This window comes from Herminiimonas sp. CN, assembly GCF_000622895.1.
Lineage (GTDB): Bacteria > Pseudomonadota > Gammaproteobacteria > Burkholderiales > Burkholderiaceae_D > AVCC01.
Map to the genome: position 1 here is coordinate 1 of NZ_AVCC01000029.1, position 19,008 is coordinate 19,008.

Consider the following 19,008-nt stretch of genomic DNA (forward strand, 5'->3'; position numbering starts at 1 on the left):
CAATGAAATACTGTGCATAAACTACAATAAATATTGTGAAATGTCATTAAAATTGTTGGCGTTTTGCAATGCAGGTTCAAGTTTGGCCTGCACCAGGTTGCGTGCATTTTCTTCGATGCTGAAATTTTCTTCAAAATGGCTACGTGTGCGGCTATGTAAGTCTTGCGCCTGTCGCCAATTTGTTCAAGCGTGGCTGCTTGTCGGCGCTTTTTAATGTGATTTCTTATTTTTAAAAATGATAATTTTGTATGGTATGTAGAAAAACACCATTTTTAATCCATATTTTCACTGCTATATGAATAATACGGGTGCATGTATATATTATTGTCGAAGGCGCTGCACGGGTTCCCTTCGCCCAAATAAAATAAGCCTGCGGCGCGTCGTTTGACGTGCCGCAGGCTTATTTCTTGCGCCCGCCCGTACAGCGGGCGACAGTTTCGTGCTTCGCTTATATTCTGGCAGCGATCAGTTTGCCCAGTTTGGCGATGCCTTCGCGGATGCGCTCCGGCGGTACAGTGACGAAGCTCAGGCGGAAAGTGTTGGTTTCCGGCGTATTGCCGTAGAACGGGGCCCCCGGCACGAAGGCCACGTGTTGCTCCAGCGCGGCCTCAAACAGCTTCATGCTGTCGATGTGTTTCGGCAGCGTGACCCAGATGAACATGCCGCCTTCGGGCTTGGTCCAGGTTACCGACGACGGGAAATGTTCGGCCATCGCGTCCAGCATCACCTGGCACTGATTCGCATACAGCGTGCGGATAGTCGGGATGTGGCGGTCGAGGAAGCCGTCCTTGACCACTTCATACACCACCATTTGCGTCAGCTGCGCAGTGTGCAGATCGGCCGCCTGTTTGGCCAGTTCGAGCCGGCGCAGCAAAGGCAGCGGCGCCACCACATATCCGAGACGGATGCCGGGCGTCAGCACCTTGGAGAACGAGCCCATGTAAACCACGCCGTTCGGATTCATCGTCAGCATCTTCGGCGGCGGTTCGTTGCGGTAGCTGAGCGCCCCGTAAGGATCGTCCTCGATCAGCGGCAAGCCGAGGCGGGCGCAGGTTTCAACCAGTTCGATGCGGCGTTCGAGCGTCAGGCTGCGGCCGGTCGGATTCTGGAAATTCGGCAAGGCATACAGCAGGCGTGCGCCTTCTGCCACGGCGGCGACCGATTGCGGCACCAGGCCGGCGTCATCAGTGGCGACCGAGACGAATTCCGGGCGATACACGGAAAAAGCCTGCAGCGCACCGAGGTAACTCGGCGTCTCGACCAGGACTTTGCTGCCCTCATCGATCAACACCTTGCCTAGCAAATCGAGCGCCTGCTGCGAACCGGATACCATCAATACCTGTTCCGGCAGGATTTTGGCATCGGATGTCGTCAGGCGATGGGCAATCCATTCCCGCAGCGGGCCATAGCCATCGGTGGGGCCGTATTGCAATGCGATTTTGCCCTGCAGCGACAGCACTTTATCGTAGGCGGCGCGCATTTGCTCGACCGGAAAGGTGGCCGGCGACGGCAGGCCGCCGGCAAACGAAATGATTTCCGGGCGTTGCGTGATCTTCAGGATTTCGCGGATGGCCGAGCCTTGCAGTTGTTCTGCGCGCTGTGCAAATTGCCACTGGATCGGATTTGGATTTTCAATTTTCATTCTTGTCTCGCATTAATGAATGGCGAAGGCCACAGTATTGAGCATGCTTTTGGCAGCTCCAGAAGGAGGGCGGCATGGGATAAACACCACCCGCTGCAGGATACTTCTGAAATCAGGGATTCAGCAAACTATCGAGCCGGAGAAGAATAGTCCAGCTGAGTCCGATAGTTTGCAAGTGTAGTAGATTATTCTGTCGGGTTTAGGCGATTTCTGCGATCAATTCGATTTCAACGCAAGCGCCCATCGGGATTTGCGCCACGCCGAAGGCGGAACGCGCATGTTTGCCCTGTTCGCCGAAAATTTCGCCGATCAGTTCCGAGGCGCCATTGGTCACCAGATGCTGCTCGGTAAAGTCTGGCGTCGAATTGACCAGGCTCATTACCTTCACAATCCGCTTGACCCGGTTCAGGTCACCGCCGCAAGCCGCTTGCAGCGTTGCGATCAGGTCGATGGCGACCGCACGCGCGGCCAGCTTGCCTTCTTCAGTCGAAATATTCTTGCCCAGCTGACCGACCCAGACCTTGCCGTCCTTTTTGGCAATATGGCCCGACAGGAAAACCGTATTGCCGGTTTGCACATGCATCACATAGGCAGCGGCAGGTGCTGCAACGGCAGGCAATTCGATCTTGAGTGCGGCGAGTTTCTGGTAAAAAGACATGCTATTCCTTATTGAAGAATTCAAAAAAATCGATGGATTTTCCTATCGATGCAATGTGACGCCGGACGGCCGGACTTCGATTATCTTCGATCTTCGGCGCGCATCGTATTCGTATTTTTCTACTTTTCATGCGTCTGCCGCTAATTATCTCAAAACGCCGGCATTCCTGTCTGTCGGTGCAGTGCTATTGCTACCCGGCACGTGCGGGGGCGTGCATCTGAAGCCGACATGCATGGAACCCATAGAAGTGACATGCGGATTCCTCATGCGCTCAGGGCGTGTTCGACGGCAGTACCTGCCTGTGTGGCTTGCCGTTCTCCAGACGGCGGCAGCGGCAGAAAATCGATCCGGCTGAACATCTTGTCCGCCTCGATCACCACATGCCGGGCCGGCACCAACAACAGGCTGTCGCCGCCGAACAGCCAGTGATCCATCGGATCGCCCTCGATCGTGACCCAGACGCGGCCGCAATCGATGCGCATCAACTGGGCGGCATCGCTGGTCACGGAAATCAGCTGCCCCGGCTGCAAAACCAGGGAATCATTGGCGACGATGTTTTTCATGCTGACCCCTTGTGGTGTGTGTTTGATGTATCCTAATCGACAAAACCAATACACTACCAGTACAGTTTGCCAGATAAATTTCTTACTGTACTGGCAAAATCACCGATACACAGGACAGCGCGATGGATAGCCAAATACAGCTCACCCGGGAATCCGGCACCTCGCTGGTGGAGCAGATCGTGCGCTCGCTCGAGGCTCGCATCGACGACAAGCTGCTGCGCACCGGTGCGCGCATGCCGTCGATCCGTCAGTTCGCCGACAGCAGCGCGGTGTCGCGGTTTACCGTGGTCGAGGCGTATGACCGGTTGGTGGCCAAGGGTTATCTGGAGTCGCGCCGCGGCTCCGGCTTTTATGTGCGGGAACGCGCGCCGCTGCTGGCAGCGCCGGATCCGAACCAGCGGTTCGGCAGTGCGCCGCCGCAATTCGACGTCGCCTGGCTGGTGCGCAGCATGTTTCGCCCGACGTCGCCGCAAAAAATGCCCGGCATCGGGCTGCTGCCGCACGATTTTCTGGACGGCGGGCTGATCGCCAGCGGCCTGCATGCGATCAGCCGCCAGCACCAGAACCTGCTGCTGCATTACGGCACGCCGCAAGGATTCCTGCCGCTGCGCCAGCAATTGCAGCTGAAGCTGGCAGCGCTGGAAATTGCCGCCGCCCCGCAGCAGATCGTCACTACCTCCGGCGTCACGCAGGCGCTGGACCTGGTGGCGCGCCAGTTCACGCAAGCGGGCGACACCATCTTCGTCGACGATCCGGCCTGGTTCCTGATGTTCGGTTCATTCACCATGCTGGGCGCCAAGGTGGTCGGCATCCCGCGCCTGCCGGACGGCCCCGACATCGCCAAGCTGAGCGAACTGGCGGCGCTGCACAAGCCCAAGCTGTTCGTGATCAATTCGGTGCTGCACAACCCGACCTCGACCTCGCTTTCCAGCGCCAAGGCGTTCCAGGTGCTGAAACTGGCGGAACAGCACGATTTCATCGTCGTCGAGGACGACATCTATTGCGACATGCATCCCGGCAGCAGCGTGCAGCCGGCGACCCGCATTGCGTCGCTCGACCAGCTGAACCGGGTGATTTACCTCGGCGGTTTTTCCAAGACGCTGGCGGCCAATCTGCGGGTCGGCTTCATCGCCACCTCGCCCGAGCGGGCCCGGCAGCTGTCGGACCGCAAGATGCTGACCGCGCTGACCACCAGCGAAATCGGCGAACGCGTGGCCTACAAGATCCTGTCCGAAGGCCAGTACCGCAAGCACACCGAGCGCCTGCGCAACCGGCTGGACGCGGTGCGCACCGACAGCATCAGGTGGCTGGAGGGCATCGGCATGCGCATCGACATCAGCACCCCGGCCGGCATGTTCGTCTGGGCCGACACCGGCTGCGACACCAATGTGCTGGCGGAAAGGGCGATCAGCGAAGATATCCTGCTGGCGCCCGGCTGCCTGTTCTCGCCCAGCCAGTTGCCGTCGCGCCGCATGCGCATCAACGTTGCCGCACTGTTTGATCCGGAAGTGCGGGGGTTTCTGGAGCGGGAGATCGGGCGTGCCCGGCAGAAGATTTTCTAATTGATGGGTATTTTTATTAGTCGCAATAAATATATGCGGATATGGCACTATTTTTTGTCCATACTCCACGAAAACATGATTTTCGCCCACAGCTCCGCAAAATTGCAACGATTGGTAATATTTTTGAACCTACGCCCTCATCCGACTCAAATATAGACACGCTGCTAATTTTTCATTGGCATAACAGTGTTCAATCGTTGTTTGCACATAGAGAGGTGATTACATGAAAACAATCAAAAAACTGGCCGCCAACGCGCTTGTTGTAACCGCACTGGCAAGTCTGGCTGCATGTTCCGGCATGTCGCGGCGGGATCAGAATACTGCGGTCGGTGCCGGCATTGGCGCTGTTTCCGGTGCGGTGCTGACAGGCGGCAGTTCGGTCGGGACGGTTGGCGGCGCTGCAGTGGGCGGTATCATCGGGCACGAAGTCAGCAGCCCAAAAAAATAAAATCCGGTAACAGCACAGCAACGAAAAACCCCTGCGGCCAAGTCATGGCGGCAGGGGTTTTCCGGTTTTGCTCTTGCCGAGTTATCCGGCCGACTGTGCCAGCACCCGCCGGATAGTGGTAGCCAGTTCCTCTGCCACGAATTTGGCTACGTAAGCATCCGCGCCGACGCTACGGACGTGTTCTTCGTTGGTCGACCCGGTCAGCGAAGAGTGAATGATCACCGGGATCGATTTGAAGCGCGCATCCTGCTTGATTTTCCGGGTCAGGGTAAAGCCGTCCATTTCCGGCATTTCCAGATCGGTCAGCACCAGCGCGATCTTGTCATGCACTGTCTTGCCCTCGGCCAGGGCGGCGTCGGCGATAACTTGTAGCCGCTCCCAGGCTTCCTTGCCGGTCTTGGTCATGATGAACGGCGCTCCCATTGCCTCCAACCCGTGCTCTATCAGGGTGCGTGCCATCTGCGAATCGTCTGCGGCCAGAATCATGGAACCCGGCGGCAACGCCAATTTCGGACCGATCGTGCCGGGGTCGGCCTCTTGCTGACTAGATGGCATGACGTCCAGCAGGATCTGTTCCACATCCAGCACCTGCGCCAGGCGAGTGCCGTCGATGTCGCCATCGAGGCGGGCAATGCTGGTGACCATGCCGCCCACCATGCTCGATTCCGCCGACAGCACCTGGCTCCAGTCCAGCCGCACGATTTCTTCCACGCCTTCGACTGCAAAGGCCTGAGTGGAACGCGCATATTCGGTCACCAGCAGAATATTCAGTCCGCTCTTGGGCGTGCAGCCGATAATTCCCGGCAGATCGATCACCGGGATGATCTGGCCGCGAATATTCGCCACCCCCAGCATGTGCGGCGTCGCGCCGGCGACGCTGGTAATGGTCGGCATCGCGAGAATTTCGCGCACCTTGAAGACATTGATGCCGAACAATTCGGAACGGTCGGCATTGGCAGCCTCGCCCAGACGGAACAGCAGCAGTTCAAACTTGTTATTGGCGGTCAGATTGGTTCTTTCATCGACTTCCTGCTGCACTGTACTCATGTGTGTACCCCTAGATGCTGTATGGAAATTAACGTTTATATATTGATAGAAGATTACTGCGATTGTTTCAGATCAATTGAGGGAATAAACCGCTTAAGAGGCCGCTGCAAATTGTACTGCCGCAATGCAGGCGCTTTGTCTTGAAATCAATTTCATCACCCCCATTTTTATGCGATCCGTTCAACCACGCTCCACTACGAGGACTACATGACTGTTTCCGAAAAGCAAACCCTGGGCTTCCAGGCCGAAGTCAAGCAACTGCTGCAGTTGATGATCCATTCCCTGTATTCCAACAAGGAAATTTTCCTGCGCGAACTGGTATCGAACGCATCCGATGCGTCCGACAAGCTGCGCTACGAAGCGATCCATAACGCGGACCTGTTCGAGAGCGATCCGGAGCTGCAGATCAGGATCACCTTCGACAAGGCGGCGCGCACGATTTCGATCTCCGACAACGGCATCGGCATGAGCCGCGACGAAGCGATCGAACACCTCGGCACGATCGCCAAATCCGGCACCAAGGAATTTTTCGGCCGCCTGTCCGGCGACCAGCAGAAGGATGCTGCGCTGATCGGCCAGTTCGGCGTCGGTTTCTACTCAGGCTTCATCGTCGCCGACAAGATCACGGTCGAATCGCGCCGCGCCGGCCTGCCGGCCACTGAAGGGGTGCGCTGGGAATCGGCCGGCGCCGGCGACTTCAGCGTCGAAGCGATCGACAAGCCGTCGCGCGGCACCGCCATCACGCTGCACCTGCGCGAAGGCGAGGACGAGTTCCTGTCATCCTGGAAACTGAAATCGATCATCCGCACCTATTCCGACCACATCCCGCTGCCGATCCTGATGCAGAAAGAGGAGTGGGACGAAGAGAAGAAGGAAACCGTCGCCCGCGACGAGTTCGAGACCGTCAACCAGGCCAGCGCACTGTGGGCGCGCAGCAAATCCGACATCACGCCGGAACAGTACGACGAGTTCTACAAGCACGTCTCGCACGACTTCCAAGCGCCGCTGATTTACACCCACAACCGGGTCGAGGGCCGCAGCGAGTACACGCAATTGCTGTACATCCCGTCCCATGCGCCGTTCGACATGTGGGACCGCAACAAGCGCGGCGGCATCAAGCTGTACGTGAAACGGGTGTTCATCATGGACGATGCCGAGCAGCTGATGCCGGTCTACCTGCGCTTCGTCAAGGGCATCATCGATTCCAACGACCTGCCGCTGAACGTGTCGCGCGAGATCCTGCAGGAATCGCGCGACGTGAAGGCGATCCGCGAAGGCTCGACCAAGCGCGTGCTGGGCATGCTGGAAGAAATGGCGAACGCCGACGAGCAGGAGAAAAAAGACAAGTACGTGACCTTCTGGACGGAATTCGGCCAGGTCCTGAAGGAAGGCATCGGCGAGGACGCCGGCAACAAGGAGCGCATCGCCAAGCTGCTGCGCATGGCATCGACCGCCAACGACAGCGACCAGCAGAACGTGTCGTTTGCCGATTACATCGGCCGCATGAAGGAAGGCCAGGACAAGATCTACTACGTCACCGGCGAATCGTATGCTGCCGCCAAGAACAGCCCGCACCTGGAAATCTTCCGCAAGAAAGGGGTCGAAGTGCTGATCCTGTCGGATCGCGTCGATGAATGGATGCTGTCGTTCCTGACTGAATTCGAAGGCAAAAATCTGGTATCGGTGGCCAAGGGCGGCCTCGATCTGGGCGCGCTGGAAGACGAGGCCGAGAAGAAGCAGCACGCAGAAACCCAGACCGAGTACCAGGACCTGGTCGAGAAGATGAAGACGGCGCTGAATGACAAGGCCAAGGAAGTGCGCGTCACCTTCCGTCTGACCGATTCGCCGGCCTGCCTGGTGGCCGACGAGCACGAACTGTCCGGCAATCTGCAGCGCATGTTGAAGGCAGCCGGGCAGGTAGCGCCGGAATCGAAGCCGATTCTGGAAATCAATCCGAACCATCCTCTGGTGCAACGCCTGAAGTATGAAGATGCCAAATTCGACGACTGGGCCAACCTGCTGTTCGACCAGGCTGCGCTGGCCGAAGGCGGCCAGCTGGCCGATCCGTCCGGCTTCGTGAAGCGCCTGAACGCGATGCTGCTGGATATGGCAGCCAAGTAATACAGTAATACGTCCCACCACGGGTATGCCGGAAAAATCCGGCATACCCGCTTGCACTGATTTTCATCGGCAGGAAATATCTCTCCTGCATACTCCCAATAAAATCAAATCGGTTGGCGGTCCCGGCTAAGATCGGCGGTCCCTGCTAAGATTGGCGCGGTGGCTGGCGCCGGCGCTGCCGTCGTTACGGCGAACGAGAAAAACTTATTTAATTAATATTTTTTGTTGTCGTTATTGATAATACTTTTGTCACACTTACCGTCACCCCGAAAGCAATCAATGCGTCTGAACACCCCTGTCAACGATACCGAATACCCGTTGCTAGATGGCCACGCCATCATTTCCAAAACCGATTTGCAGGGCAACATCACTTACGTCAATGCGTATTTCACCGAGGTCAGCGGCTTTTCGGAAGCGGAATTGATCGGTGCGCCGCAAAACATCCTGCGCCATCCGGACATGCCGGCCGAGGCCTTTGCCGATATGTGGCACTGCATCAAGGCCGGCACACCCTGGAGCGGAATGGTCAAGAACCGCTGCAAGAACGGCGATTTTTACTGGGTGTTTGCGACCGTGACGCCGGTGATAGAAAACGGCAGGCCAATCGGTTATATGTCGGTGCGCGCCAAACCGAGCCGGGAGCAGGTGGCTGCCGCCAGCCGGTTGTACAAGGAAATTCGGGAAGGCAATCCGAATCAGCTCACTATCCGGCATGGCTCGCCGGCCCCAACCGGATTGGGCAGCAAGATCGCCGCCCTCAGGGACATGCCGCTACGCTGGCGCATCGGACTCAATATCGGCCTGCTGTTGCTGGCCATTGCAGCCATGGGCATCGCGGCATCGGCTGGCGGCGGCTGGGTTGCCGCCATCGGCGCGCTTGCCATCGCGCTCACGCTGTACCTGTGGTACAGCCTGCACGCGCACGTCATTGTGCCGCTGGCACAGGCAATCGATGTCGCCCATATCCTGGTCGGCGGCGATCTGACGCAGCAAGTCAGCCTCGAACGCAATGATGACATGGGCCGGCTGTTGCGCTCGTTGCGGCAGATCAGCATCAACCTGCGTGCCATCATCGGCGACCTGCACAGCAATCTGGGCCAGATCAACGTCGCCACCAGCGAAATCGCCAGCGGCAACATGGATCTGTCGGGCCGCACCGAATCGCAGGCAGCCAGCCTGGAAGAAACCGCATCCAGCATGGAGGAGCTGGCTGCGACCGTGCAGCAGAACGCCGGCAATGCGGTCCAGGCCAATGTGCTGGCCGGCACCGCTTCCACCATCGCGGAAAAAGGCAGCGCGATCGTATCGAATGTGGTCACGACCATGAGCGATATCAGTCTGTCCGCGAAAAAGATCGTCGATATCATCGGCTTGATCGACGGCATCGCCTTCCAGACCAACATCCTGGCGTTGAACGCGGCGGTCGAAGCCGCCCGGGCCGGCGAGCAGGGCAGGGGTTTTGCGGTGGTGGCCACCGAAGTGCGCAATCTGGCGCAAAAGAGCGCCACTGCAGCCAAAGAAATCAAGGCGCTGATCGATAGCTCGGTGGCTACAGTCGATGCCGGTACCATCCTGGTCGATCAGGCCGGTGTGACCATGAGCGAAATCATGTCCTCGATCCAGCGCGTGACCAGCATCATGAACGAAATCTCCTCCGCCTCGCATGAGCAAAGCGCCGGCATCAGCCAGGTCAATGACGCGGTCGCGCAAATGGATGAGGTCACGCAGCAAAATGCCGCGCTGGTCGAACAGGCGGCCGCTGCCGCCACCAGCCTGGAACAGCAATCAACCAAGCTGTTGCAGGCGATTTCGGTCTTCAAGCTATAAGTGCCCGGCCCTCCGGTTGCCGCGACACGGTCAAAGCGGTGTCGCGGCAATGCAAAATGCGCAATGCCGTCTGCGGCATGGATTAGCCGCAGCCGCGCGCTTCCAGTAAAATTGCCGGGCTGTTCGCTGCCGGCCCGCGGCAAGTACAAAACGCAAAGGGCGGCAAAGGGCGCCGCCTATGCGCCAATATGCATCGAAAATCGATGTGCAGCTGAATCCACTCAACCACGGAACTGAAGAACCATGTCGATCTCGAACTTTGAAGACTTGCTGCAAGCGGCAGCGCAACAATCCGACCCGCAGCGGCTGCTGTTCGTATTCGCGAAAAAGGAACTGCCGGACGACCATGCCGAAGCCGAAGCCGAAAATTTTCGGGCGGGCTTGGGCGGTGCGCTGACGCCGGTGGTGTGCGTGGACAAGACGCTGGATGCGCTGAGTGATTTCGCCGCCCTGGTAAAGGAATCGGAGCAAACCGGGCAGCACTGGGATGTGGTGCTGGTGGCTTGCATGGCAGGGAAAAATGGCGTGATGCCGAGCGCATCCGAGGCCGATCAGGGCTTGAAAATGATGGTTAGCGCAGTCCAGACCGGCGCCAAACTGTCGCGCTTCATGGCCTTCGACCGGGCCGGCGAGCCGTTGCAGATCGCCTGAGACGAATTAACATACAGTATGCTGTATTATTAATTTCCGTATGATTATGTGCGGGAATAGCATGATTTTTAATCATACTCCAGCATAAAATCGATTGTCTGCGGGTGCCGTCGGGCGCGCCGTCAATGCGTAACCCGCGCAGTGCGGCCGGACGACAGCAGGCGCACCCGTTCGCCGGCGCGGAACATTTCGTCGGCGTCCTGGGTGATGGCGGTCAAGCTGCCGCTGTCGAGCCTGACGGTGATCTCCAGCCCGCGCCGGTTGACCATGTTGGCTTCGACATTCTGTCCTACCAGGCCGCCAGCGACCGCACCGAGGATGCCGGCCACGATTGACCCATTGCCGCCGCCGATGCTGGAGCCGGCGGCCACCGCGCCGACCGCGCCGCCGGCCAGCTGGCCGACGCCGCTCGAACCCTTGTCGATGCTCACTTCGCGCACCGACTCGACCACGCCCATGCGCACGGTTTGCTCGCCCTGCGCCTGCCTGCTGCTGTAGACATTGGCGGAATTCGGCGTCACCGCGCATCCGGCCAACGCGGTCATGGTCAGGCTGGCGACTAAAATCAGTTTCTTCATGTTGGATTTCGCTTGCATTATCAATTCCGGTTAAAAAGTACGCGTATTCTACCGTTTCCGGGCAGATGATTCTTGTCGGCAATGGGCGGCAGAAACCGTGTTCCGCTTGACTTGCTATAAAATCTCCCCCGGCTCATCGTGCAACAGATATTGCTTGGCACAATCGCAGGGAAATCATTCTGCCCTTGTCTGCGCACCCACCCATAAGGAGATGTTATGAAACTGGTCCGTTACGGCCGCCCCGGCAAAGAAAAACCAGGCTTGATCGACGCAGAAGGTAAATTGCGCGACCTGTCCGGCGTCATCGCCGACATTGGCACCGAGCAATTGTCCGACAAGGCGCTGGCCAAACTCGGCAAGATCAGTCCATCGAATTTGCCGTTAGTGCGCGGAAATCCGCGCTTTGGCGTGCCGATTGCGCAGGTCGGCAAGTTCATTGCGATCGGCCTGAATTACGCCGACCATGCAGCCGAAGCCGGCTTGCCGAAACCGGCCGAGCCGATCATCTTCATGAAGGCCACGTCCTGCCTGTCGGGGCCGGACGATCCTGTCATGCTGCCGAAAGGCTCGAAGAAAACCGACTGGGAAGTCGAGCTGGGCGTGGTCATCGGCAGCAAGGCGCAATCGGTGACCGAAAAGGATGCGTTGCAATATGTGGCCGGCTATTGCGTGGTCAATGACGTATCCGAGCGCGAATTCCAGCTGGAGCGCGGTTCGCAATGGGACAAGGGCAAGGGGTGCGATACCTTCGGCCCGGTCGGTCCCTGGCTGGTGACGCGCGACGAAGTGCCGAATCCGCAGCGCCTGAACCTGTATCTGGACCTGAACGACGAGCGGATGCAGACCGGCAGCACCAGGACCATGATTTTTTCGGTCGCCAAACTGGTCAGCTACGTCAGCCGCTTCATGACGCTGATGCCGGGCGACATCATTACCACCGGCACCCCGCCCGGCGTCGGCATGGCGATGCGGCCGCAGCGCTTCCTCAAGCCCGGCGATCAACTGACGCTCGGCATCGCCGGACTGGGCGAGCAGCAGCAAGACGTGATCGCCTATCAAAAACCGTGAGCTGACAGTACGCGGCAGCGCGGCGGCTTTACTCGGCGTCCGGCTGGTTGCCGGGCGCTGCCGCTACAAATGCATCGAGCTGCATGCAGGCATCGCGGATCCGCAATAGGGTTGGCATCGCGCTCAAGTCGCAATCGAGCCGCTCGGCATTGAAGAGTTGCGGGATCAAACAGCAATCGGCCAGCGTCGGAGTATCGCCGTAACAATACGTCCCGACCCGCGCATCGGCGGCCAGGCTTTGCTCCAGCGCCGCCAGGCCTTGCCCACACCAGTGGCGATACCAGGCGTCGCGGTCTTCCTGGTCCACCTTCAGCTGCCGCGCCAAGTAGCGCAGTACGCGTAGATTGTTCAGCGGATGGATATCGCAGGCAATTGACAACGCGATGCCGCGCACAAAGGCGCGCGCCAGCGGCGCCGGCGGCAACAGCGCCACTGCAGGGTAGGCTTCCTCCAGGTATTCGATGATGGCCAGCGATTGCTTGAGCACCGGCGCGCCCGACCCCAATTGGCTGTCGTCGATCAGCACCGGCACCAGCGCCTCCGGATTGAGTCTCAGGTAATCGGGCGAGAATTGCGCGCCGCCCTGCCTGAGCAGATGCACCGGGATCACATCGTAAGCCAGCCCTTTCAGGTTGAGCGCGATGCGCACCCGATAAGCGGCCGAGCTGCGGAAATAGCTGTACAGTTTCATGGCAATCGCGGCCTCCCTCAGATCGGTGCGGCATTCCGGCATGCATGCATTGGCATTCTGAAAACACACGATAACTGTGTCTTATTCCATTTTCACATCAACCATGCACTTTGTCTTCGCGGTCACGATTGATATCGAGCCGAAAAGCTATTTCAGCACCAGTTCCGGCGCCATCACGGCGCGCACGTAAGTCTGCGGCTGTTCGGTGCGGATTCTTTGCGCGAACCACCAGACGCTGCCTTTGCGGATCGGCCAATCCTGCTCGGTGCCGCTGACGAGCAGGGCGGCCAGCCGCCCCAGACTGGGCTGGTGGCCGATGATCAGGACCGGTTCGCGGCCTTGCGGCCAGTTGGCGGCCGCAAGTATCCCTTTCACGCTGGCATCCGGCGCGAGCTCGGCGCAAAGCTTGAATTTTCTTTCCAGCGCTTCGGCGGTTTGCCGTGTGCGCAGGGTCGGACTGACCAGAATTCTGCAGCCGCTGGGCAGGGTGCTGTCGAGCCATTCAGCCATTTTCGCCGCCTGCTTGTGGCCTTTGGCGGTCAGCGCCCGCTCCGCATCGGGTTCGCCCGGTTCGGCTTCAGCGTGACGCCACAGGATCAGTTCCATGATGCGCTCCCATCAATCCTTATCGATTGCAGTGTGCGAGCCCAGCGCCTGCATCAGGAATTGCTGGGCGCAAAAACGGGTCTGTTTGGTGCGCGGCTTCTTGCGATGATAGGAGCCGTTGGAAGCGAGTTCCCAGGCATTGGCATTGTCTTTCAGGTAAGGCTGCAAGCCTTCGGACATTACGCGCTTCTTGAGCGCCTTGTCATAGACCGGGAAGGCGACTTCGATGCGGCGCAACAGATTGCGGTTCATCCAGTCGGCGCTGGCCAGATAGACGTTGTGCGCCTGCTCGTTGCGGAAATAATAAATGCGGCTGTGTTCCAGGAAGCGGCCGATGATTGAGCGTACCTTGATGTTATCCGACAGGCCGGGCACGCCGGGCTTCAGCGCGCAGGCGCCGCGCACGATCAGGTCGATCTTGACGCCGTCGGCGGAGGCCGCATACAGCGCGCGGATCACCGACTCATCAATCAGCGCATTCATTTTTGCGATGATGCGCGCCGGCCGGCCTTCGCGGGCAATCCTGGCTTCATTGCGAATCGCCTTGATGATGTTCTTTTGCAGCGAAAACGGCGCCAGCCACAGATGAGTCATGCGTTTCGGCTCGGTCAGGCTGGTCAGGTGCATGAAGACTTCGTTGACTTCGGCGCCGATTTCGGGGTGCGCGGTCAGCAGGCCGAAATCGGTGTAGAGCCGGGTGGTTTTGGCGTGGTAATTGCCGGTGCCGAGATGGGCGTAATGGCGCAGCACGCCGGCTTCGCGCCGGATCACCAGCGCCAGCTTGGCGTGGGTTTTCAGTCCCACCACGCCGTACACCACCTGGGCGCCGGCCTGCTCCAGTTGGTCGGCCCAGTTGATATTGGCCTCTTCGTCGAAGCGCGCCATCAGTTCGACGATGACGGTGACTTCCTTGCCCAGCCGGGCGGCCGTCATCAACGCCTGCATCAGATCGGAATCCATGCCGGTGCGATAGATGGTTTGCTTGATGGCCAGCACGTCGGGGTCGTGCGCGGCGCTGCGGATGAAGTCGATGACGGTCTGGAAGGTCTGGAATGGATGGTGCAGCAGTACGTCCTGCTTCTTGAGCAGGGTGAAAATGTCGCCGCTGGACGGCAGCGGCTGCTGCCCCTGAAAAAAAGGCGGGAAGCGCAGGGCCGGGGCCTGGACGTGATCGATCAGTTCCGACAGGCGCACCATGTTGACCGGCCCGTCCACCGCATACAGGCGGCTGTGATCGAGCGAGAATTGATTCAACAAGAACTGCGCCAGATGTTCCGGGCAGTTTTTAGCCACCTCGAGCCGGACTGCGGCGCCGAACTGGCGGCTTTGCAGCTCGCCTTGCAGCGCCTGGCGCAGGTTTTTGACTTCTTCCTCGTCCACCCACAGATCGCTGTCGCGGGTCAGGCGAAACTGCGAGTAAGCCAGCACTTCGCGGCCGGCAAACAGGTCTTCGATATGGGCATGGATGATGGAAGACAGCAGGCAGAAGGCGATGCCTTTGCCGGTCAGCGCACGCGGCAATTCGATCACGCGCGGCAGCACCCGCGGCGCTTTCACGATGGCAATCGCGGTGCCGCGGCCGAACGCATCCTTGCCGGACAGCGAAACGATGAAATTCAGGCTCTTGTTGACCACCTGCGGAAACGGATGGGCCGGGTCGAGCCCGATCGGTGTCAGCAACGGCCGTACTTCGCGCTCGAAATAGTCTTTGATCCAGGCCCGCTGCGCATCATTGCGCTCATTGTGGCGAAGCAGGTGGATGCCGTGTCGCGACAGTTCCGGCAACACCGCATGGTTGAGAATCGTATATTGATGCTGCACCAGCTGGTGGCATTCGGCGCTGATGCGCTCGAGTGATGCCAGCAGGCCTGGGTGCTCGGTCAGGACGCCGTCGATGCTGTTTTGCGCCAGGATGCTGGCGACCCGGACTTCAAAGAATTCATCCAGATTGCTGCTGACGATGCACAAATAACGCAGGCGCTCCAGCAGCGGCACGCTGCTGTCCTCGGCCTGCGCCAGTACCCGTCGGTTAAATGCCAGCAATGACAACTCGCGGTCGAGATAGATGCTGCTATTGGCGTAAGGAGCAATGACGGCAAGATTGGGCTTCATATTTTTTTTATTCATGAAGACAAGGCAAGGCAACAAAATGAGGGAAGCACGTAAGTCCGATTTTCAGTGTAGGCATGAAATATGACAAGTTAATGACAGATTGGGTTTGATATTAGTGAAGTCGGGGCGTATTTCAAATAACATTAATTCACGTCATAAAGCTGTCATATATGTTCAGTACAGTTCGCCTTGTTGCATCTATTTACCCAACGGAGCTGTCATGAATTTGAATAAACTCATTAAATCAGTCGCCCTTACCGCAGTCTCGGCAATGACGTTTTCTACCGCGATGGCAGCCGATATCACCGGCGCCGGAGCAACCTTCCCCTACCCGATTTATGCAAAATGGGCCGAGGCGTACAAAACGGCAACCGGTAACGGCTTGAACTACCAGTCGATTGGCTCCGGCGGCGGCATCAAGCAGATCAAGGCGAAAACCGTCGACTTCGGCGCTTCCGACATGCCGCTCAAATTCGAGGAAATGGAGGCGGAAGGATTGATGCAGTTCCCTGCCATCATGGGCGGTGTGGTGCCGATCGTCAACTTGGCGGGCGTGGCTCCCGGCCAGTTGAAGATGACGTCCGATGTGCTGGCGCATATTTATCTGGGCAAGATCGTCAAGTGGAATGCGCATGAAATCGCGGCGCTGAACCCGGGCGTGAAGTTGCCTGATGAAGATATTACTGTGGTGCATCGTTCGGACGGTTCCGGCACCACTTTTGTCTGGACCGATTTCCTGTCGAAGACCAATGCCGATTTCAAGGCTGGCGTGGGTGCGGGCACCGCGGTCAAATGGCCGGCTGGGGTCGGCGGCAAGGGCAATGAAGGCGTCGCCGCCAACGTGCAGCGCATCAAGGGCTCGATCGGCTACGTGGAATATGCATATGCCAAAAAGAACAAGATGTCGCACACCCAGGTGAAAAACCGCGACGGCCTGTTCGTGCAGCCGGATGACGATACTTTCAAGGCTGCCGCAGCAGGCGCCGACTGGGTCAAGACGCCGGGCATGGCGGTGCTTTTGACCAATCAGCCGGGCAAATCCAGCTGGCCGATCACCAGCGCATCGTTCATCATCATGCACAAGGCACAAGCAGATGCCGGCCGCGCGAAAGAAGTGCTGAAGTTCTTCGACTGGTCCTACAAGAATGGCGGCGCGATGGCAAGCGAGTTGGACTACGTGCCGATGCCGGCTCCAGTGGTCAAGCTGGTCAATGAAGCCTGGAAGACGCAATTGAAGGACGGTTCAGGCAAGGCAGTCTGGTAGTTTCGGCGGGGTAGTGACCGATGTTGCGTATTTTATGGAGTATATTTTCTTTCGTAATGAATATATGCGGTAAATGCCATAAAAATCATCATACTCATGATTTTGTAATGTGCATCCTAGCCTCGGCTATGCCCGTGTTCTGGTGCCGTTCATGAAGAATGCGTAACATCGGACAGCAATGTTTCCTGGCTGCCGGCCGCACACAGCGCCGGCGGCCATTTTGTCCCTCCACTTCGGGATATTTTATGAATCCAGTTCTTTTTGCATATTGCACGCCATGAGCGCACACCTCAACTCCATTGCGGATCGCGTGTCGCAGCAGGATGACGAAATTACCGAAAGCCATATCTTCAGCGATAAGCTGAAGGCGACCATGCGCAAGCAGCGGCTGCAGGACTTTCTCTTCCATAAACTGACACTCTTGTTTGCGCTGAGTGTCTTGTTCGTTTTAATGGGTATCATCGTCTCGTTGATGATCGGCGCCTGGCCGGCCCTGAAGGAATTCGGGCTGCCGTTCGTGACCAGCATCGAGTGGGACCCGGTCAACGACAAATACGGCGCTCTGATCGCCATCTCCGGCACCCTCGTCACGTCCCTGATTGCGCTGCTGATCGCGTTTCCGGTCAGCTTCGGCATCGCACTGTTCTTGACTGAAATCTGCCCGGCCTGGCTGAAGCGACCGCTGGGCACCTCGGTCGAGCTGCTGGCCGGAGTGCCCAGCATCATTTACGGCATGTGGGGCCTGTTCGTGTTCGCCCCATTGTTTGCCGACTATATTCAGCCGGCGCTGGCACATACGTTGGGTCAACTGCCGATTGTCGGCCAGTTGTTCAAGGGCCCGATGATGGGAATCGGGATTCTGGCTGCGGGCCTGATTCTGGCGGTCATGATCATCCCATTTATTGCCTCGGTGATGCGCGATGTATTCGAAACCGTGCCGCCGGTGCTGAAAGAGTCCGCTTATGCGCTCGGCTGCACCAAGTGGGAGGTGGTGCGCAAGGTGGTTTTGCCTTACACCAAGATCGGGGTGGTTGGTGGCGTGATGCTGGGCCTGGGGCGGGCGCTGGGAGAGACGATGGCGATCACCTTCGTGATCGGCAATGCGCACAAATTGTCCTGGTCTCTGTTTGCCGCCGGCAACAGCATCGCCTCCACCCTGGCTAATGAATTCGCCGAAGCCGAATCGACTTTGCATGTGTCGTCGCTGTTCGCGCTCGGCCTGATCCTGTTTGTCATCACCTTCATCGTGTTGTCGGCCGCTAAGCTCATGTTGATGGGCATGTCCCGTAAAGAGGGAATGAAATGAAAACTTTCGAGATGAATCCGGTCTACCGCCGGCGCTTGTGGAAGCACAAGATCGGCATTGCGCTATCGTTTTTTGCGATGGCGGTCGGCCTGTTTTTCCTGCTGTGGATCTTGCTGACCCTGATCGTCAAGGGTGTCGGTGCGATTGACCTGGCAATGTTGACCCAGACCACGCCGGCGCCGGGCAGCGATGGCGGCGGCTTGATGAATGCGATCGTCGGCAGCCTGTTGATGGTGGGAGCCGCGGTGTTCATCAGCACCCCGGTCGGGGTTCTGGCCGGGATTTATCTGGCCGAATACGGCGAAGTCAGCTGGTTTGCCAAGATTACCCGCTTTGTTACCGACATCATGCTGTCGGCGCCGTCGATTGTGATCGGTCTGTTCGTGTATGCAATTTATGTCGCCAATGTGAAGCATTTTTCCGGTTGGGCCGGCAGTTTTGCAATTTCTTTGATTGCGATTCCGGTGGTGGTGCGTACTACCGACAACATGCTCAATCTGGTGCCGACCAGCCTGCGCGAAGCAGCGTTCGCGCTGGGCGCGCCGCGCTGGCGAGTGGCAACTCACGTGCGCCTGCGCGCTGTCAAGGCCGGCGTCATGACCGGGGTTTTGCTGGCGATCGCCAGAATCTCGGGCGAAACCGCGCCGTTGCTGTTTACTGCCTTGAACAACCAGTTCTATAGCGCCAACATGAACGCGCCGATGGCCAATTTACCGGTCGTGATTTACCAGTTTGCGATGAGTCCGTACGACAACTGGCGCACACTGGCCTGGGGCGGCGCTCTGCTGGTAACGTTCAGCGTGCTGGGCCTGAATATCCTGTCACGCACCCTGTTCAACCAGAAAATCCAGCATTAAGTGGCCA

The 19,008-nt window shown here is 58.3% G+C and carries 18 protein-coding genes; 10 read left to right on the top strand and 8 right to left on the bottom strand.

The features are described from left to right. A partial coding sequence (locus HMCN_RS19785) for a hypothetical protein (protein WP_238552042.1) occupies positions 1-214 on the top strand: 214 nt, incomplete at its 5' end. 234 nt (positions 215-448) lie between these two features. Here HMCN_RS19785 and HMCN_RS0108310 read toward each other — a convergent pair. The 3 genes from HMCN_RS0108310 to HMCN_RS0108320 all read right to left on the bottom strand — a co-directional run bounded on the left by HMCN_RS0108310 (position 449) and on the right by HMCN_RS0108320 (position 2,863). Beyond that, positions 449-1,642: a PLP-dependent aminotransferase family protein gene (locus HMCN_RS0108310; RefSeq protein WP_025916947.1), complete on the bottom strand. Its 1,194-nt coding sequence runs from the start codon at positions 1,640-1,642 to the stop codon at positions 449-451. A gap of 199 nt (positions 1,643-1,841) precedes the next feature. Next, entirely contained in the window at positions 1,842-2,300 is a 459-nt protein-coding gene (locus HMCN_RS0108315) for a RidA family protein (protein ID WP_025916948.1), read from the bottom strand. 263 nt (positions 2,301-2,563) lie between these two features. Further along, on the bottom strand, positions 2,564-2,863 hold the full coding sequence (locus HMCN_RS0108320) for a DUF2917 domain-containing protein (RefSeq protein WP_025916949.1): 300 nt from the start codon (positions 2,861-2,863) through the stop codon (positions 2,564-2,566). A 122-nt stretch (positions 2,864-2,985) separates the two neighbouring features. On the opposite strand from HMCN_RS0108320, the gene HMCN_RS0108325 reads away from it, so the two are divergent. Both HMCN_RS0108325 and HMCN_RS0108330 read left to right on the top strand, forming a co-directional pair. After that, positions 2,986-4,425 (top strand): PLP-dependent aminotransferase family protein, encoded by a 1,440-nt coding sequence (locus HMCN_RS0108325; RefSeq protein ID WP_025916950.1) that lies wholly within the window; start codon positions 2,986-2,988, stop codon positions 4,423-4,425. A 223-nt stretch (positions 4,426-4,648) separates the two neighbouring features. After that, positions 4,649-4,873: a glycine zipper 2TM domain-containing protein gene (locus HMCN_RS0108330; protein WP_025916951.1), complete on the top strand. Its 225-nt coding sequence runs from the start codon at positions 4,649-4,651 to the stop codon at positions 4,871-4,873. 81 nt (positions 4,874-4,954) lie between these two features. Here the strand turns inward: HMCN_RS0108330 and HMCN_RS0108335 are convergent, their stop codons facing one another. Then, a complete protein-coding gene (locus tag HMCN_RS0108335) occupies positions 4,955-5,920 on the bottom strand; it encodes a chemotaxis protein (RefSeq protein WP_025916952.1) in 966 nt (321 codons plus the stop codon). Positions 5,921-6,127: 207 nt separating this feature from the next. On the opposite strand from HMCN_RS0108335, the gene htpG reads away from it, so the two are divergent. From htpG to HMCN_RS0108350, 3 genes are all read left to right on the top strand, one after another. Beyond that, positions 6,128-8,041 carry a molecular chaperone HtpG gene (gene htpG / locus HMCN_RS0108340; RefSeq protein ID WP_025916953.1) on the top strand — a complete coding sequence of 638 codons (1,914 nt, stop codon included), beginning with the start codon at positions 6,128-6,130 and terminating at the stop codon, positions 8,039-8,041. A 279-nt stretch (positions 8,042-8,320) separates the two neighbouring features. Beyond that, on the top strand, positions 8,321-9,868 hold the full coding sequence (locus HMCN_RS0108345) for a PAS domain-containing methyl-accepting chemotaxis protein (RefSeq protein ID WP_025916954.1): 1,548 nt from the start codon (positions 8,321-8,323) through the stop codon (positions 9,866-9,868). 243 nt (positions 9,869-10,111) lie between these two features. Beyond that, positions 10,112-10,519: a hypothetical protein gene (locus tag HMCN_RS0108350; RefSeq protein ID WP_025916955.1), complete on the top strand. Its 408-nt coding sequence runs from the start codon at positions 10,112-10,114 to the stop codon at positions 10,517-10,519. A gap of 122 nt (positions 10,520-10,641) precedes the next feature. Here the strand turns inward: HMCN_RS0108350 and HMCN_RS0108355 are convergent, their stop codons facing one another. Further along, positions 10,642-11,097, bottom strand: a complete 456-nt coding sequence (locus HMCN_RS0108355; RefSeq protein WP_025916956.1) for a membrane protein — start codon at positions 11,095-11,097, stop codon at positions 10,642-10,644. 216 nt (positions 11,098-11,313) lie between these two features. Between HMCN_RS0108355 and HMCN_RS0108360 the strand changes: the two genes are divergently transcribed. After that, positions 11,314-12,165 carry a fumarylacetoacetate hydrolase family protein gene (locus tag HMCN_RS0108360; protein ID WP_025916957.1) on the top strand — a complete coding sequence of 284 codons (852 nt, stop codon included), beginning with the start codon at positions 11,314-11,316 and terminating at the stop codon, positions 12,163-12,165. A 28-nt stretch (positions 12,166-12,193) separates the two neighbouring features. Here the strand turns inward: HMCN_RS0108360 and maiA are convergent, their stop codons facing one another. The 3 genes from maiA to ppk1 all read right to left on the bottom strand — a co-directional run bounded on the left by maiA (position 12,194) and on the right by ppk1 (position 15,574). Next, the gene (gene maiA, locus HMCN_RS0108365) at positions 12,194-12,856 is read right to left on the bottom strand and encodes a maleylacetoacetate isomerase (RefSeq protein WP_025916958.1); all 663 of its coding nucleotides are present in this window, start codon (positions 12,854-12,856) and stop codon (positions 12,194-12,196) included. 147 nt (positions 12,857-13,003) lie between these two features. Further along, positions 13,004-13,462 carry a phosphohistidine phosphatase SixA gene (sixA, locus tag HMCN_RS0108370; protein WP_025916959.1) on the bottom strand — a complete coding sequence of 153 codons (459 nt, stop codon included), beginning with the start codon at positions 13,460-13,462 and terminating at the stop codon, positions 13,004-13,006. A 12-nt stretch (positions 13,463-13,474) separates the two neighbouring features. Then, the gene (ppk1, locus tag HMCN_RS0108375) at positions 13,475-15,574 is read right to left on the bottom strand and encodes a polyphosphate kinase 1 (protein ID WP_025916960.1); all 2,100 of its coding nucleotides are present in this window, start codon (positions 15,572-15,574) and stop codon (positions 13,475-13,477) included. A gap of 220 nt (positions 15,575-15,794) precedes the next feature. Here ppk1 and pstS point away from each other — a divergent pair, with 220 nt between their 5' ends. The 3 genes from pstS (at position 15,795) to pstA (ending at position 19,001) form a co-directional block, all read left to right on the top strand. Continuing rightward, positions 15,795-16,838: a phosphate ABC transporter substrate-binding protein PstS gene (gene pstS, locus HMCN_RS0108380; RefSeq protein ID WP_025916961.1), complete on the top strand. Its 1,044-nt coding sequence runs from the start codon at positions 15,795-15,797 to the stop codon at positions 16,836-16,838. Between the two features lie 373 nt (positions 16,839-17,211). Further along, on the top strand, positions 17,212-18,144 hold the full coding sequence (gene pstC / locus HMCN_RS0108385) for a phosphate ABC transporter permease subunit PstC (RefSeq protein WP_369792144.1): 933 nt from the start codon (positions 17,212-17,214) through the stop codon (positions 18,142-18,144). Continuing rightward, on the top strand, positions 18,141-19,001 hold the full coding sequence (gene pstA, locus HMCN_RS0108390) for a phosphate ABC transporter permease PstA (protein WP_025916963.1): 861 nt from the start codon (positions 18,141-18,143) through the stop codon (positions 18,999-19,001). The genes pstC and pstA overlap by 4 nt, the downstream gene beginning before the upstream one ends. Positions 19,002-19,008 lie beyond the last annotated feature (7 nt).

Bases quoted from the DNA above. Each gene is read 5' to 3' on its own strand.
- HMCN_RS0108310 (WP_025916947.1), bottom strand. From the start codon at position 1,642: ATGAAAATTGAAAATCCAAATCCGATCCAGTGGCAATTTGCACAGCGC.
- HMCN_RS0108315 (WP_025916948.1), bottom strand. From the start codon at position 2,300: ATGTCTTTTTACCAGAAACTCGCCGCACTCAAGATCGAATTGCCTGCC.
- HMCN_RS0108320 (WP_025916949.1), bottom strand. From the start codon at position 2,863: ATGAAAAACATCGTCGCCAATGATTCCCTGGTTTTGCAGCCGGGGCAG.
- HMCN_RS0108325 (WP_025916950.1), top strand. From the start codon at position 2,986: ATGGATAGCCAAATACAGCTCACCCGGGAATCCGGCACCTCGCTGGTG.
- HMCN_RS0108330 (WP_025916951.1), top strand. From the start codon at position 4,649: ATGAAAACAATCAAAAAACTGGCCGCCAACGCGCTTGTTGTAACCGCA.
- HMCN_RS0108335 (WP_025916952.1), bottom strand. From the start codon at position 5,920: ATGAGTACAGTGCAGCAGGAAGTCGATGAAAGAACCAATCTGACCGCC.
- htpG (WP_025916953.1), top strand. From the start codon at position 6,128: ATGACTGTTTCCGAAAAGCAAACCCTGGGCTTCCAGGCCGAAGTCAAG.
- HMCN_RS0108345 (WP_025916954.1), top strand. From the start codon at position 8,321: ATGCGTCTGAACACCCCTGTCAACGATACCGAATACCCGTTGCTAGAT.
- HMCN_RS0108350 (WP_025916955.1), top strand. From the start codon at position 10,112: ATGTCGATCTCGAACTTTGAAGACTTGCTGCAAGCGGCAGCGCAACAA.
- HMCN_RS0108355 (WP_025916956.1), bottom strand. From the start codon at position 11,097: ATGAAGAAACTGATTTTAGTCGCCAGCCTGACCATGACCGCGTTGGCC.
- HMCN_RS0108360 (WP_025916957.1), top strand. From the start codon at position 11,314: ATGAAACTGGTCCGTTACGGCCGCCCCGGCAAAGAAAAACCAGGCTTG.
- maiA (WP_025916958.1), bottom strand. From the start codon at position 12,856: ATGAAACTGTACAGCTATTTCCGCAGCTCGGCCGCTTATCGGGTGCGC.
- sixA (WP_025916959.1), bottom strand. From the start codon at position 13,462: ATGGAACTGATCCTGTGGCGTCACGCTGAAGCCGAACCGGGCGAACCC.
- ppk1 (WP_025916960.1), bottom strand. From the start codon at position 15,574: ATGAAGCCCAATCTTGCCGTCATTGCTCCTTACGCCAATAGCAGCATC.
- pstS (WP_025916961.1), top strand. From the start codon at position 15,795: ATGAATTTGAATAAACTCATTAAATCAGTCGCCCTTACCGCAGTCTCG.
- pstC (WP_369792144.1), top strand. From the start codon at position 17,212: ATGCGCAAGCAGCGGCTGCAGGACTTTCTCTTCCATAAACTGACACTC.
- pstA (WP_025916963.1), top strand. From the start codon at position 18,141: ATGAAAACTTTCGAGATGAATCCGGTCTACCGCCGGCGCTTGTGGAAG.